The sequence below is a fragment of the Paenibacillus woosongensis genome, from assembly GCF_030122845.1.
Classification (GTDB): Bacteria; Bacillota; Bacilli; order Paenibacillales; family Paenibacillaceae; genus Fontibacillus; species Fontibacillus woosongensis_A.
The window spans coordinates 4,287,215-4,302,009 of the sequence record NZ_CP126084.1 but is presented as its reverse complement, the minus strand read 5'-3'; the positions used below and the strand labels follow the sequence as shown (position 1 = coordinate 4,302,009).

Here is a 14,795-nt window from a genome sequence, read left to right as displayed (position 1 = left end):
AGGAAAGAGGAGGTGAGCACGATGCCGTCCCAATGGTTTAAATTATCTCCACCGCGTATATTGGTGCTTGGCTTTGCGGCGATTATACTGGCCGGAACACTCCTGCTGATGACGCCGCTCGCCACCACAACCGGGGAATCTCTTCCTTTCGTTGATGCGTTGTTTACGGCGACCTCGGCCACTTGTGTTACGGGGCTTGTCGTTCGCGATACAGGGACTTATTTCTCGTCATTCGGCCAAATCGTGATTATGACTCTTATTCAGATTGGGGGTCTAGGCTTCATGACCATGGCGACCCTCTTCTCCCTTGTGTTCAAGCGGCGGATTTCGCTGCGCGACCGCCTTCTGCTGCAGGAGGCGATGAATCAGAATACGATGGAGGGCATCGTGCGCCTCATACGCAAGGTACTGATGTATTCCCTGGTCATTGAAGTCAGCGCCGCCCTGTTGTTTGCGATTCGCTGGGCGTTTGACATGCCGCTAGGGCAGGCCGCCTACTATGGAGTGTTTCATGCGGTGTCACTGTTCAATAACGCCGGCTTCGATTTATTCGGGAAATTTCACAGCCTCACGGGGTATGTAGACGATCCGCTCGTTAACTTCGTAGCGATGTTCCTGATCGTATCGGGCGGGCTCGGTTTTATTGTGTTGTCCGAGCTCGCGGATTTCCGCCGCAGCCGCAAGCTGTCGCTGCATTCCAAAGTGGTTCTGTCCATGACCGGATCGCTTATTTTCATCGGGGCGCTCGTCATCTTTATATTCGAATTTACGAATGCCAAAACGATGGGCTCTTTGGATTGGGGCGGGAAAATATGGGGTTCATTATTCCAGTCGGTCACGACACGGACGGCGGGCGCGAATTCAGTGGATATCGGGACTCTTCGCCAGGCCACCCAATTCTTCATAATCATCCTGATGTTTATCGGCGCTTCCCCGGGCTCGACGGGCGGCGGGATCAAGACGACGACGTTCATGATATTGGTTGGCGCGGTCATTTCTATGATTCGCGGACGCAATGATATGGTGCTCTTCCGCTATCGTTTGTCCCAGGAGCGGATTTTTAAGGCCGTCACGATTACGATGCTGGCGCTGTTTCTCGTCATAGCGGCGGCAATGATATTATCCACGACCGAGGAAGCGGGTTTTCTGAGCATTCTGTTCGAGACGACGTCTGCTTTTGCCACGGTCGGTTTAACGATGGGGCTGACCCTGGATTTGACCGATATCGGCAAAATTATTTTATGCTTCATGATGTTTACCGGCCGCCTGGGTCTCTTGACGCTGGCTTATGCGCTTGGTCCGAAAAAGGGTAAGGAATTATACCGTTATCCCGAAGGGAAAATGATTATAGGATAGGAGTTCGACCAATCAATGAAAATGCAGCAGTTTGTGGTGATCGGCTTGGGGCGCTTCGGCTCCAGCCTGGCGCTTGAGTTAATGGATCTGGGATACGAGGTGCTTGGCGTCGACCTGAACGAAGAGTTGGTCAACGATATGAGCGCTTATTTAACCCATGCCGTCGCGGCTGATGCTACGGATGAAGATGTACTGAAATCGCTCGGCATCCGTAATTTCGATTGTGGCATTGTGGCAATCGGCAGTGATATTCAGATGAGCATCCTGACGGCGATTCTGCTCAAGGATTTGGGCATCAAAACGGTCGTCGCAAAGGCGATTTCCGTCCTGCATGGCCGGGCGCTGGAGAAGCTTGGCGTGGACCGGGTTATTTTTCCAGAGAGGGATATGGGGGTTCGCGTGGCGCATCAGCTGGTGACGCCGAATTTGCTCGATTACATCGAGCTGTCGAAGGAGTACAGCATCGTCGAGCTGAGTGTGCCTGCATGCCTGGCCGGCAAAACGCTGGGCGAGATCAATCCGCGTGTGAATTACAGCTGCAGCATCGTTGCGATCCATAAACAGACGGGGGTCATTGTCGCCCCGACCGCGATGGATGTGCTGAATGCCGGAGATATTATGGTCATGATCGGTTCTAATGAGAATATCGAGAGATTTGAAGCTGTCATTAACGAGGACGAGTGACGGATACAATGGCAAAGGAAGCTGAGTCAGCCGGGAGGGGCGGATACAGCTTCCTTTATATTTGGCTCTTATAGACTCAGAATATAAACAACGATTAATCCGACGCCCCAGAACAAACCGAACCGGTACATCAAGGTACTCGTCAGAAAAAACACCATGGCCAGAAGGAAGAAGACTGCAGTCTGCGAATACCATAGCATGCCATATGAAATGACGGCAATGCCCGGATCGAAGGTGATCAGTGGGAGCAGTTGCCTGAGCGCCGCGATAAGGAGCGTCTGCGCAAGGGATACCGCTATGCTGAAGGCAGCGAAATAGATCAGGCTGCTCCAATAGTATTGCTTGCGCGTCCAGCCCAAGCCCATGAGCAGCGGGAAAGAGCTGGCGGCAGTAACATAAGCGGTTAGGAGGATGAAAATTGAAATTGCGGCAAAATTATTATTCATCACCAATGCGATTGCATAATCGGGCTCATATATGCCGTATCCGGCAATCAGCCAAAAATCAAGGAATAGGACGATAGCTCCAAACCATAACAGCCGCTTGCGGTGATTATGCCAATGGAAGGTGAGCTGGGTACGAAACGTTCTCATGGATGGACACCTCCGAACTTAACTGGTTCTTTGCGGATGAAATGTATTCTCAAGGAAGGGCTCAACTCGTTGTAATACCCCATTTCCACCCTCGTGAATCATCGTAATCAAGGCAAACGTTAGAAGAATACGTAAAATCACTCCAGCTCCAGGGCATGGATCAAGCTGCCCTTGATATCATTAATCCACTCTTTGGTCTCTTGAGTCAGCTCCGAGCTGCTGCCATAAATGAGACAGGTCTCACGACGCGTTTGCTCCAGCTCTTTCATCGGCAGAGCCACCAGTTCATTGTCTTTCAGCAGCTGGGGCCTCAGATACGATTGCGGCAGCAGCGCAGCGGCCCGGCATGTCGGGAGGAGACGCACAATGGCTTCGAAGGAATCGATTTCCATGCGCACATCCGGTATGATGCCGTAGCGTCCGAACAGGTCATCAATCAGCTTCCGGTACCATGTCCCTTTGGAGAAAATGATCATAGGCAGGCCGTTTAAATCCTCCATGGCGGCCGGCTTTCCCCCGGCCAGGGCATGATTCCGCGGGACGACCAGCTCCAGATGATCCTGAAACAGGGGGATGCATTTCAAGCCCTGCTCGGAAATCGACGAAGCGACGACGCCGAGATCAATTCTTTTGTCACGGACATAAGAGACGATTTCATGGGTTTTGCCAGTAACAAGCTTCACTTCGATGTCCGGCAACTTGTTCATCAGTGCGGTCACGAGCGAAGGGAGAGTCGTCTGAATCGTTGTCAGGCTCGCTCCGAGCGTGATGACCCTGCGTTCAGCCGTTTTAAAGCGGGAGACCGATTGCAGGAAATGCTGATGGCGCTGGCGCTGCTCCATGGCGTAGATATAAGCCTCCTGGCCGACGCGGGTCAGCTCAAGCCGCTTTCCTTTCCGCTCGAATAGCGCGACGCCCCATTCCTCCTCGAGCTTGGCTATTTTGCGCGACAGGGCCGGCTGCGACAAATTCAGCAGCTTTGAGGCTTTGTTTAAGCTGGACTGCTCGACAACCGTAGTGAAGACGAGTAAATCTTCCATCATAGGTTACATCCCTCCGATTGTTAGACGTATAGTTATATTGAAAAAGAACGAGTTCTTAACTTGATCACCTATTCATAGAAACTATATGCTTGTAAATGGATATGCATAAATGTTATAACGATTAATACGTATATTGCAATTCCATTATAAGATAAAAAGGAGTAACATTAAAAGTGACACAAGATGTTCACATGTTATTAAAATCACATGCGAATATGGCCGTTTTGATGTGGAATATGTCATAGTACTTTCCTGACGGCCGGTGTCGAACGATGTTATTGAATAGGGAACGATGGAAACGAGAAAGGGGAACACGCACTTATGAAAGGGTTTTATTCCAGAAAGCTGCACTCGCTCCTGGGTGTCATTCCGCTAGGATTTTTTATTCTGGAACACATGATTACGAACTTTTCAGCCGTTGAAGGCGGAAGGCAGGGATTCATGGATGCCGTGGCATTACTGAACAGTCTGCCGCTTGTTATTGTTATCGAAGCGTTATTTATTTGGCTGCCGCTGCTGTACCACGGCGTATACGGCATGTATATCGCATTTCAGGCGAAGCCGAACAACGGCAGATTCCGCAATGAACGGAACCTTCGCTATTTGCTCCAGCGGATTAGCGGGGTTATTGTATTTGCGTTTGTAATCTGGCACGTTTGGGAGACTCGGGTACAAGTCGCATTGGGTAACGTGACGCACGAGGAGCTTGGTGCAGTGATGCACGGAATCGTTACGCAGCCGATTTTCTTTATTGTTTACTTTATCAGCGTGATCGCGGCCTCGTTCCACTTTGCCAACGGCATGTGGTCTTTCCTTGTTAGCTGGGGAATTACGGTCGGCCCGCGTGCGCAGCGCGTTTCTTCGAACATTTTCATGGGGCTGTTTGTGATCGTGTCCGTGATGTTTATCTGGTCGTTGTTTGCATTCCGCAACGTAGAATTTGCTGCGGAAGGGACGGCTTTGCTGCAGACGCTGAAGTCGTTTGTCGGCTAGGATCGATAAATTAAATGATAGTAATGCCGAACAAAACTAAGCAAATGCTTTCGAAGCAGTTTTGTTACGGAGTAATTCCAAGAAGTAACGCTCAACAAAACTAAGCAAATGCTTACGAAGCAAGTTTTGTTACGGAGTAATTCCAAGAAGTAACGCTCAACAAAACTAAGCAAATGCTTTCGAAGCAGTTTTGTTACGAAGTAATTCCAAGAAATATAGCTCAACAAAACTTTTAGGAGTTGAAACATATATGGCTAAACAAAGCATTATCGTCGTAGGCGGCGGGCTGGCGGGGCTCATGGCTACGATCAAAGCGGCGGAGGCCGGGATTCAGGTGCATTTGTTCTCCCTTGTTCCGGTCAAGCGTTCGCACTCCGTCTGCGCGCAGGGCGGAATTAACGGCGCCGTTAACACGAAGGGCGAAGGCGACTCCCCATGGGAACATTTCGACGATACCGTATACGGCGGAGACTTCCTGGCGAATCAGCCGCCGGTTAAAGCGATGTGCGAAGCGGCTCCAGGCATCATCCATCTGATGGACCGGATGGGGGTTATGTTTAACCGTACGCCGGAGGGCTTGCTGGATTTCCGCCGTTTCGGGGGAACGAAGCATCACCGCACGGCGTTTGCCGGAGCGACGACAGGCCAGCAGCTGCTGTACGCGCTCGATGAGCAGGTGCGCCGCTATGAAGCAGCAGGCCTTGTGACGAAGTATGAGAGCTGGGAGTTCACGTCCGCGGTGCTGGACGACGAAGGCGTATGCCGCGGGATCGTGGCGCAGAACCTTCGCTCGATGGAGGTCGTTACCTTTGCTTCCGATGCTGTGATTTTGGCGACGGGCGGCCCGGGGATTATTTTCGGAAAAACGACGAACTCGGTAATCAATACAGGTACTGCGGCTAGTGCCGTGTACCAGCAAGGTGTGTACTACGCGAACGGGGAGTTCATTCAAATTCACCCGACGGCGATTCCAGGCGACGACAAGCTGCGCTTGATGTCGGAATCGGCTCGCGGCGAGGGCGGACGGATTTGGACTTACAAGGACGGCAAGCCCTGGTATTTCCTCGAGGAGAAATATCCGGCGTACGGCAACCTGGTGCCTCGCGATATCGCTACCCGGGAAATATTCAATGTCTGCGTAGAGCAGAAGCTGGGCATTAACGGCGAGAACATGGTATATCTCGATTTGTCTCACAAGGATCCGAAGGAGCTCGATATTAAGCTCGGCGGCATCATCGAGATTTACGAGAAGTTCATGGGCGATGACCCTCGTAAAATTCCGATGAAAATATTCCCGGCAGTCCATTATTCTATGGGCGGCATGTGGGTTGATTACAACCAAATGACGAATATTCCAGGCCTCTTCGCGGCTGGAGAATGTGAGTATCAGTATCACGGAGCGAACCGCCTGGGAGCGAACTCGCTCGTCTCGGCGATTTACGGCGGCATGGTGGCCGGACCGAAGGCGGTCGAATACATCCGCGGCCTGAAGAAATCGGCGGAAGATCTTAGCCCGGCGATCTTTGAGAAGAATCGCAAGGAGCAAGAGAGCAAGTTTGAGGCTTTGCTGGCGATGGACGGCACAGAGAATGCTTATGTTATCCATAAAGAGCTCGGCGAGTGGATGACCGACAATATGACGGTTGTGCGCCATAACGATAAGCTCGAAGCGACGATTGGCAAAATCAAGGAACTGAAGCAGCGCTATCAAAAGATCAACATTAACGATACGTCCCGCTGGAATAACGCCGGTGCCGCTTTTACCCGTCAGCTCTGGAACATGCTGGAGCTCGCGGAAGCGATGACGCTGGGCGCATTGCTGCGCAACGAGAGCCGCGGGGCTCACTACAAACCGGAATTCCCGGATCGTAACGATGAAGAGTTCCTGAAGACGACGAAGGCAAAATGGACGCCGGAAGGACCGCAAATCTCATATGAAGAAGTGGATGTATCGCTGATTACGCCGCGGATTCGCGACTATTCGAAGGATAAATAGGAGGGGAATGTCATGGCTACTGCGGAAACAACAGCCAAAAAGGTGAAGTTCATTATAACGCGCCAAGACAAGCCGGATTCGGCTCCCTATACGGAAGAGTTCGAGCTGAACTATCGTCCGGGCATGAACGTGATCAGCGCCCTGATGGAAATTCAGCGCAACCCGGTAAATCTAGACGGCAAGGACACGGCTCCAGTATGTTGGGATTCCAACTGTTTGGAGGAAGTATGCGGTGCTTGTTCGATGGTAATTAACGGTAAGCCGCGTCAGGCTTGCGCTGCATTGATTGATAATTTGGAGCAGCCGATCCGGCTGGAGCCGATGAAGACGTTCCCGGTTGTCCGGGACTTGGTCATCGACCGCAGCCGCATGTTTAATGCGCTGAAGCGCGTCAAAGCTTGGATTCCAATTGACGGAACGTATGATTTGGGTCCAGGGCCGCGCATGGCGGAGAAGAAACGCCAATGGGCATACGAGCTGTCCAAGTGCATGACCTGTGGCGTCTGCCTGGAGGCCTGCCCGAACGTGAACGAGAAGACCGATTTTATCGGTCCGGCAGCGATCTCCCAGGTAAGGCTGTTCAATGCTCATCCAACGGGCGAAATGAACGCGGAAGAGCGTCTGGAGGCGCTGATGGGCGACGGCGGAATCGAGGGCTGCGGCAACTCGCAGAACTGCGTGCGCGCCTGCCCGAAAGGCATCCCGCTCACGACATCGATCGCCGAAATGAACAAGGCGACGACCAAGCATATGTTCAAGTCTTGGCTAGGCGTGTAACGGCGAACCGGTCTTGCATCCGAAATTAACAGAATCTAGAGAAGCCAGCTTTTCCCCATTTATTTTGGGAGAAAGCTGGCTTCTTTTTTTGGGGAGGAGGACGATAGGCTGCTGGTGAATGATAGAATAATGCTATGATAAGGCAGCAATAACCAGATGCTTAGTCCCTTCCATGTCATATACTCTGCTTACTAAAAAGATCTTTCGCAATAATGCTGTGAAATGATGCAATATATGTTTTATAAGACTCCGGTTCAAATCAAGTTAAGGGGCCGTGTAAATAAGTCAGTTCTTGTTAGCACTTTATTGTTGGGATGGTGTTGGATGGTGGCTTATTTATTAGAATGGTTAGAGTGTTGGTGGCGACCCTTCAGCCCTGAATATAATAAGGTAATTTAAAATCGGAATGTATTTTATACATCTAGTTAGGCGGTTTTATACAAAAACCATGCGTTAAATGCAAAACATGCAGTTAGTTTACCTGAATGGAGCGAATTCGTCGAAAGAATACTGTCCTCATCAAACTCAACCTGATTTTGACATTATCAAAACCGATTCGACAATACAAAAATAAGTGTTGCTTTTTCGAAAAAATGCCCTATAATTAAATCCATACTTAACTTATAGGATTAATTTTAGTATTTGAGGGGGATCAATATGAAGAGGTCTTTTTTGGTAGTTATATTGGCAGGATTGCTTGTCGGTCTGTTGGGCGGTTGCGCCGCAAACGACGGATCGCCGGCTAAGAGCGATACCATTCGGATTGGCCTTGCGGCACCGATTTCCGGAACGCAGGCTCAATATGGACAGGCCTTCAAGAATGGCGCTGAACTGGCCGCAGCCCAAATCAACGACGCAGGCGGAATCGATGGCAAGAAGGTGGAGATCGTCGTTCAGGACGATAAAGGCGATTCCAACGAGGCTGTCAACGTAGCGAACAAATTCGTATCGGACAAGAGCATCCTGGCTGTCGTTGGCCACTTCAACAGCTCGGCTACGCTGGCAACGGCACCTGTATACAACAAAAACAAAATTGTTGAAATTTCCCCGTCCTCCAGTGCGCCTGGCGTAACGAATGCGGGTGAATACACCTTCCGGGTAATTACGACGGATGCGTTCCAAGCCGACTATTTGGCAAGCTGGTCCAAGGAGCTTGGATACAGCAAGGTTGCTTTAATTTATGAACAATCTGACTTTGGCCTCGGACTACTGGACGTTTATCAAAAATCTGCTCCAGCCAACAATATCGAGGTTGTGGCGGCAGAAGCCTATAACCCTGGCGAAAAGGATTTCAGCACCATCCTGACGAAGATTAAGGACAAGCAGCCAGAGGCTATCTTTATCGGCGGATTCTATAACGAGGCGGCTCTCATCTCGCAGCAGGCGAAGAAGTTCAATTTGAGCGTTGATTTTATCGGTGTTGACAGCCTGTATTCCGAAGCTCTGCTTGAGCTTGGCGGGGAATCCGTGGAAGGCTTCAAGCTGATCGGCTTCTTCTTCCCGGGCGGAGACAATGAGGAGGCAACGAAGTTTGCCGCGGATTATGAAGCGGCGTACAGCAGCCAGCCGGATACCTATGCAGCTTATTCCTATGTCGCTACTTCGGTGGTCATCGAGGCGATCAAGGAGAAGGGCGCAGACAGAGAGAGTATCAAGACCTACCTGGAAACCTTGAAGGATTACAAAGGAGCGACCGGCGTGCTGAGCTTTGACGAGAACGGTGACGTCGAGACGATTCCTTCCAAACTGACGGTGCAAGGCGGAAAGTTCGAACTTTATAAATAAGCGCTTCTGGAGCAGGATTGAATTTCATTCCTGCTCCCTGGCTTTGAAAGGATGTTACTATGCTCCTTCAACAACTAACCAACGGATTGACGATCGGGATGATTTACGCCCTGATTGCGCTCGGCTATACGATGGTCTACGGCATCCTAAAAATCGTGAACTTCGCGCACGGCGATATTTTCATGATGGGCAGTTTCCTGGGGCTTTTTTTCATGAAAGAACTGGATTTGCCGTTATATCTCGCATTTCTGCTGTCTGCGGTCGTGACCTCCGGGATCGGAATCCTGATTGAGCGGCTTGCTTACCGGCCGCTGCGGATGGCAGACCGGATCGTTCCCTTGATCAGCGCGCTGGGGGTATCCACGTTTCTGATCAGCTTGGCCCAAAAATTATGGGGGACGGAAATGCGTCCTTTTCCGACGGCGTTTGGCAGCCGTACTTATACCTTGGGCAGCATTACGTTTTCCGAAATTCAAATTTTAATTCTGATTCTGTCTTTTATTCTAATGCTTGGCCTGCATCTGTTCGTCACGAAGACGAAGACCGGCACGGCGATGCGGGCGACCTCCATGAGCCTGACCAACGCGGCTTTGATGGGCATCAATACGAACCGGATGATCAGCCTGGCCTTCGGGATCGGCTCCGCGCTTGCCGCCTGTGCAGGCATCATGGTCGGTATTTACTATAACGCGGTATACCCGACGATGGGGTATATGGCAGGGATCAACGCCTTTACGGCGGCGGTGCTCGGGGGAATCGGCAGCATTCCCGGAGCGATGTTAGGCGGCGTATTGCTCGGGCTGGTGGAGACGCTGGGCGGCGCTTATATTTCCACGCAGTACAAGAGTGTCATTTCGTTCGCGATCCTTATCATTGTGCTGCTGATCCGGCCGTCCGGCATTCTCGGCAAAAAAGATATCAACAAAGTGTAGGTGATGAGCTTGAGCTTAAGAAAAACAACGGCCGTAGGAGCGGCGGCTGCCGTATTGATCGTTCTGCCTTTGGTACTGCAGCAGGTCAACGATTACTGGATGCACATCGTGATCATGATCGGGATTTTCTCCATCCTGTCAATGAGCCTCAACGTCATTATCGGATATGCCGGACAGTTCGCGCTCGGACACGCTGCTTTCTATGGCATTGGCGCTTACTCCGCAGCCCTGCTCATGATACATTTTCAAGTTTCATTCTGGATCGCACTGCCTGCCGCCGCTGTGATTGCAGGATTTTTCGGCTTTTTGCTGGGAACTCCGGTCATTCGCCTGAGGGGGGACTATCTCGGGATCGTAACGCTCGGCTTTGGAGAAATCGTGCGGCTCATCTTCGTCAATTGGGTGGATGTGACGCGCGGGCCTATGGGCTTGCCGGGGATTCCTGCGCCGACTTTGTTCGGCTACACCTTTAGCGGCAAAACGGAGTTTTATTATTTGATTCTGGCGCTTGCGCTGCTGACCTTTTTCGTCATTCACCGTATCGTTCATTCCGGCGTAGGCCTCAGCCTAATGACCCTGCGCGAGGATGAGACGCTGGCGCAATCGATTGGAATTCGTCCGAATAAATACAAGCTGCTCGCTTTTACAGTAGGAGCGTTTTTCGCCGGTATCGCCGGAGCGTTCTGGGCTTCCTATATTTCCTTCGTCAGCCCTGACGCCTTCCGTTACTTGGATTCGGTCAATATACTGGCGATGGTGATCCTGGGAGGATCAGCCAGTCTGCCCGGCTCCGTGCTCGGCGCGGTCATTCTCGTACTCGCTCCTGAACTGCTGCGGTATATGAGCGACTATAGAATGATGCTGCTTGGACTCGCGATCGTCCTGATGATGATCTTTAAGCCGACCGGGTTCTGGGGAGAGAAGCACCGCAAGTATAATTTCTACGGCATGGTGCGGAAAGGTGAGGGCAAGTGATGGAGAACGTACTGGAGCTGGAGAAGGTGTCGGTGAAATTCGGCGGGCTGGTTGCATTGAATAACGTGGATATGACGGTACGCCGGGGCGAGATTCTGTCGATCATTGGACCAAACGGGGCAGGGAAAACAACGCTGTTCAACCTGCTGACGGGCATCTATCAGCCGACCTCCGGCAGGATCATTTACAAGAGCCGGGTCATCAACAAGCTGAAGCCGTTCAAGCGGGTTGGCCTGGGGATTGCCCGAACCTTTCAGAATACACGATTGCTGAAAAATATGACGGTGCTGGAAAATGTGCTTGTCGCGCATGCGGAGTGCAACGGGGAAGGCCTGCTGCAATCGATTTTTGCCCGGAGTTCTACGGCTAAGCGGCGTGCTGCCATCGTTGCGGAATGTACTCAGAAACTGGAAGTCGTAGGGCTGGCTCATAAGTTGGACGTCTTAGCCGGAAGCCTGCCGTACGGAGAGCAGCGGCTGCTTGAAATTGCAAGGGCGCTGGCTACGGGCTGCGAGATTCTGCTGCTGGATGAACCGGCGGCGGGAATGAACGCAGCGGAAAAAGCCGAGCTCGTGAAGAAAATCCGGCAGCTCTCCAAGGAATTCAACATCGAGATCATTTTGATCGAACACGACATCGGCATGATCATGGATATTTCCGACCGCATCGTGGTCCTGAATTACGGTCAGAAGATCGCCGAGGGCAGCGCGGAGGAGATACAGAACAACCCTGATGTCATTCAGGCCTATTTGGGCGGGGAGGTCGAGGAGCTTTGACAAGCGGCAGCCAAGCTATTTTGGAAATAAAAGATCTAAGCGTAAATTACGGTGTAATCGCGGCCGTAAAACAAATGAATCTGCATATTCGGCCAGGAGAAATCGTGGCCTTGATCGGGACGAACGGCTCGGGGAAAACTTCGGCACTGCGCAGCATTTCTGGCCTGAATAAGAGCATTCAGGGACAGATTCGCTTCGAGGGACAGGAGATCACGAAGCTGGAGCCCCATCAGATCGTGGAGCGGGGCATCTCACAGGTTCCTGAAGGACGGGGGGTATTCCCCGATTTGACCGTGCTGGAAAATCTAAAGCTCGGCGCCTATGTTCGGAACGACAAAACGGGGATTGCCGCAGATATTCAGGGCATGTTCGAGTTATTTCCCCGGCTGGAGGAGCGCAAGAAGCAGCTCGCCGGGACGATGAGCGGTGGGGAGCAGCAGATGTTGGCCATCGCCCGCGCTCTAATGGCCAGGCCGAAGCTGCTGCTGCTGGATGAGCCTTCGATGGGCCTTGCGCCGCTGATCGTGAAGGAAATCTTCGCGGCGATCCGCAAGGTGAACGAGGAAGGCGTATCCATATTGCTGGTGGAGCAGAATGCTACCATGGCGCTTGCGACCGCCCATCGCGGCTATGTGATGGAAACGGGCAGCATCGTCGTGGAAGGCGATGCTGCGGAGTTACGGAATAACGACGTGGTCAAATCCGTCTATTTGGGCATCGGCTAGCAGCGAAAATAGACAGAGTTCAAATTTTTTAAATGGATTAATAGTAGTTAGTTTCTGCGATAAAGAAGGAAAAGTAAATTTAAATGGATTTCATGTCCTTAGAGAAAGGGGAATGGCCAATTATGGGCAGGATTCTTGATTTTAGGTGCATGAAATCCATCTAATCCCCTGACTCATTCGTATAGAGAATAATTAGATACATGAATTCCAGCTTGTGTTCGACACAACTAATATAAAATCAACTATGAGACTATAGGTTACTAAATCTACACTCATTTTAATAGTCAATTTTTGTAGTTAGATCATATTGCAATGATTTTAGTGTTGAAGCCAGCACAGATAGATTAATCAAGGAGGCGTCTGAAGATGAGCCGAGAAAAACAGGACAAACTACAAGAGGAATCCCAGCAAAAGCTGAATCATGACGAAAGCCTGGAGCCGGTATCACCTTATACGATCATGGCGAAATTGTTTGCCCATCTCTCCAAAGCGGTCGTTGACCGTTTCGGAGAAGAAGGGAAGGACGCGATCCGCGAGGGAGTACGCACGTTTGGCGAGGAGCGTGGCCGGGATATTGCCCGCCGTGCCGCAGCTGCCGGACAGCCGAATGATATTCACAGCTATTTGCCGAATTATGATATGGGACGCAGCGATCTGTTCGAATATGAAACGGAATATCATCCGGTGGAAATCGAGCAGAACTTCACGAGATGCGCGTTCGGGGATCAGTGGAAAAAAGACGGCATGGAGGAGTACGGCATCCTCTACTGCCAGATGATCGACCCGGCCATCGCGAAGGGCTACAACCCTAATTTCGAAGTCGTGCACGATAAATATTTGCTTAAAGACGGACACTGCCATTTCAGGTTCCAGATGAAATCATCGGAGAAGGAGCCTGGGGGTGAGGAGAATGGAAATCAATAAAGATCGCCTGTGGGCGAGACTGATGGAGCTGGGGGAAATCGGAAAACAGTCTAGCGGGGGAGTCACCCGCTATTCTTTTACCCGCGATGAATCCCGTGCGAAGGACCTCGTTATCGCTTATATGAAGGAGGCCGAGCTAGCCGTACGCGAGGATGCGGCCGGGAACATCATCGGCCGCCGGGAAGGGACGAATCCCGCCGCCTCCGTAGTCCTGACAGGGTCCCATATCGATACGGTTCCCGATGGCGGGATGTTCGATGGGGCGCTCGGCGTGCTCTCGGCGATCGAAGCGCTGCAGCGCATGAATGAGCTGGAAATCCGGAACGTCCACCCGATCGAAGTCATCGCTTTTACGGATGAGGAGGGCTCCAGATTTGGGTTCGGGATGATTGGCAGCCGGGCCGTGGCTGGGACGCTGCGGCAGGAGGACTTGGAGCAGCGGGATGAACAGGGCATAGCGATTGCCGAAGCGATGCGCTCGGCAGGTCTTGCGCCTGAGCGCGTAGGGGAAGCAGCAAAGCCGCCGCACGAAGTGCAGGCTTATGTAGAACTGCATATTGAGCAGGGCCGGGTGCTGGAGAATCTGGATGAGCCGGTAGGCCTCGTGACAGGCATTGCCGGTCCGCTTTGGCAGCAGTTCACCCTGATCGGTCAGGCAGGCCATGCCGGGGCGACCCCGATGCATCTGCGGCGAGATCCGCTGCAGGCAGCCGCGGAGATCCTAAACTACATTTACGCGGAAGCGAAAAAATACGAGAACGCAGTGGCCACGATAGGGAAGCTCCGGACTCTGCCGGGCGGAGTAAACGTCATACCGGGCGAGGTCCAATTCTCGCTCGATTTGCGGGACATCGATGAAGCCGAGCGGGACCGGCTGGAGGCAAGCATACACGCTTATAGCCAGCAGGTATGCGAGAAGCTGGGGATCGAGCTGCGGATCGAGCTGCTGCAGCGGGTCGCTCCGGCTCCCAGTTCTCCTGCGGTGCAGGAAGCCGTAGCTCAGGCCGGCAAGCTCGCTGGATTGTCAGATCTGCCGCGATTGGTGAGCGGCGCCGGTCATGATGGAATGCAGTTCAGCTCCCTGTGGCCGCTGGGCATGATTTTTGTGCGTTCCCGTGGCGGCATCAGCCATAATCCCGAGGAATGGAGCTCTCCCGAGGACTGCGCGGCGGGAACGGAAGTGCTGTATCATACTTTGCTGGAGCTGGCGAACAAAAGCTAAGGTTCAAGCAGTTT

14 protein-coding genes are annotated in these 14,795 nt (G+C 52.0%); 12 read left to right on the top strand and 2 right to left on the bottom strand.

The features are described from left to right. Positions 1–21 precede the first annotated feature (21 nt). Complete coding sequence (locus tag QNH46_RS19690; protein WP_283925722.1) at positions 22–1,356, top strand: TrkH family potassium uptake protein; 1,335 nt, start codon at positions 22–24, stop codon at positions 1,354–1,356. A 15-nt stretch (positions 1,357–1,371) separates the two neighbouring features. Further along, positions 1,372–2,040, top strand: a complete 669-nt coding sequence (locus tag QNH46_RS19685; RefSeq protein WP_283925721.1) for a potassium channel family protein — start codon at positions 1,372–1,374, stop codon at positions 2,038–2,040. 68 nt (positions 2,041–2,108) lie between these two features. On the opposite strand, the gene QNH46_RS19680 is transcribed toward QNH46_RS19685, so the two are convergent. Both QNH46_RS19680 and QNH46_RS19675 read right to left on the bottom strand, forming a co-directional pair. Then, positions 2,109–2,633: a hypothetical protein gene (locus tag QNH46_RS19680; protein WP_283925720.1), complete on the bottom strand. Its 525-nt coding sequence runs from the start codon at positions 2,631–2,633 to the stop codon at positions 2,109–2,111. Between the two features lie 137 nt (positions 2,634–2,770). Beyond that, positions 2,771–3,676, bottom strand: coding sequence for a LysR family transcriptional regulator (locus QNH46_RS19675; RefSeq protein WP_283925719.1), 906 nt, complete (start codon positions 3,674–3,676; stop codon positions 2,771–2,773). A 321-nt stretch (positions 3,677–3,997) separates the two neighbouring features. On the opposite strand from QNH46_RS19675, the gene QNH46_RS19670 reads away from it, so the two are divergent. The 10 genes from QNH46_RS19670 to QNH46_RS19625 all read left to right on the top strand — a co-directional run bounded on the left by QNH46_RS19670 (position 3,998) and on the right by QNH46_RS19625 (position 14,781). Then, positions 3,998–4,669, top strand: coding sequence for a succinate dehydrogenase cytochrome b558 subunit (locus QNH46_RS19670; RefSeq protein WP_283925718.1), 672 nt, complete (start codon positions 3,998–4,000; stop codon positions 4,667–4,669). A 250-nt stretch (positions 4,670–4,919) separates the two neighbouring features. Continuing rightward, complete coding sequence (sdhA, locus tag QNH46_RS19665) at positions 4,920–6,665, top strand: succinate dehydrogenase flavoprotein subunit (protein WP_283925717.1); 1,746 nt, start codon at positions 4,920–4,922, stop codon at positions 6,663–6,665. A gap of 12 nt (positions 6,666–6,677) precedes the next feature. Next, on the top strand, positions 6,678–7,442 hold the full coding sequence (sdhB, locus tag QNH46_RS19660; protein WP_283925716.1) for a succinate dehydrogenase iron-sulfur subunit: 765 nt from the start codon (positions 6,678–6,680) through the stop codon (positions 7,440–7,442). Between the two features lie 657 nt (positions 7,443–8,099). Beyond that, entirely contained in the window at positions 8,100–9,227 is a 1,128-nt protein-coding gene (locus tag QNH46_RS19655) for an ABC transporter substrate-binding protein (RefSeq protein ID WP_283925715.1), read from the top strand. 59 nt (positions 9,228–9,286) lie between these two features. Continuing rightward, complete coding sequence (locus QNH46_RS19650; protein ID WP_213593254.1) at positions 9,287–10,159, top strand: branched-chain amino acid ABC transporter permease; 873 nt, start codon at positions 9,287–9,289, stop codon at positions 10,157–10,159. 9 nt (positions 10,160–10,168) lie between these two features. Then, the gene (locus tag QNH46_RS19645) at positions 10,169–11,134 is read left to right on the top strand and encodes a branched-chain amino acid ABC transporter permease (RefSeq protein ID WP_283925714.1); all 966 of its coding nucleotides are present in this window, start codon (positions 10,169–10,171) and stop codon (positions 11,132–11,134) included. Continuing rightward, positions 11,134–11,910, top strand: a complete 777-nt coding sequence (locus QNH46_RS19640) for an ABC transporter ATP-binding protein (protein ID WP_213593259.1) — start codon at positions 11,134–11,136, stop codon at positions 11,908–11,910. Before QNH46_RS19645 ends, QNH46_RS19640 begins: the two co-directional genes overlap by 1 nt. 17 nt (positions 11,911–11,927) lie before the next feature. Continuing rightward, a complete protein-coding gene (locus tag QNH46_RS19635; protein WP_283928507.1) occupies positions 11,928–12,635 on the top strand; it encodes an ABC transporter ATP-binding protein in 708 nt (235 codons plus the stop codon). Between the two features lie 366 nt (positions 12,636–13,001). Beyond that, on the top strand, positions 13,002–13,559 hold the full coding sequence (locus QNH46_RS19630) for an L-2-amino-thiazoline-4-carboxylic acid hydrolase (protein WP_283925713.1): 558 nt from the start codon (positions 13,002–13,004) through the stop codon (positions 13,557–13,559). Further along, positions 13,546–14,781: a Zn-dependent hydrolase gene (locus QNH46_RS19625; protein WP_283925712.1), complete on the top strand. Its 1,236-nt coding sequence runs from the start codon at positions 13,546–13,548 to the stop codon at positions 14,779–14,781. Before QNH46_RS19630 ends, QNH46_RS19625 begins: the two co-directional genes overlap by 14 nt. Positions 14,782–14,795: the final 14 nt, after the last annotated feature.